Below are 334 nucleotides of genomic sequence, written 5' to 3'. Positions count from 1 at the left end.
GGAGAACGCTTATGCCTGCTGTGCAGGAGACGATCGATCGGGTTCGAAAGATCGACGTCGACCAGTATAAATACGGATTCCAGACAGAGATCGCGATGGACAAGGCCCCCAAGGGCCTGAGCGAAGACATCATTCGCTTCATCTCTGAAAAGAAGGGCGAGCCGGACTGGATGCTGGAATGGCGTCTGGGGGCCTATCGCCGCTGGCTGACGTTGGAAGAGCCGACCTGGGCGCGCGTCCACTATCCGAAGATCGACTTCCAGGACATCTATTACTACGCCGCGCCGAAGAGCGCGCCGGGGCCGAAGTCGCTGAGCGAGGTCGACCCTGAACT

At 59.3% G+C, this 334-nt stretch carries 1 pseudogene; it reads left to right on the top strand.

Features of this window, described 5'->3' with window-relative positions:
- Positions 1-11: 11 nt before the first annotated feature.
- Positions 12-334, top strand: a pseudogene (locus tag EN851_RS34860) (Fe-S cluster assembly protein SufB); the annotation flags it as partial.

This window comes from Mesorhizobium sp. M8A.F.Ca.ET.208.01.1.1 (assembly GCF_004791315.1).
In the GTDB taxonomy this organism is placed as follows: domain Bacteria; phylum Pseudomonadota; class Alphaproteobacteria; order Rhizobiales; family Rhizobiaceae; genus Mesorhizobium.
The sequence above is the reverse complement of the archived record's forward strand: the minus strand, read 5'-3'. Positions and strand labels throughout refer to the sequence as shown.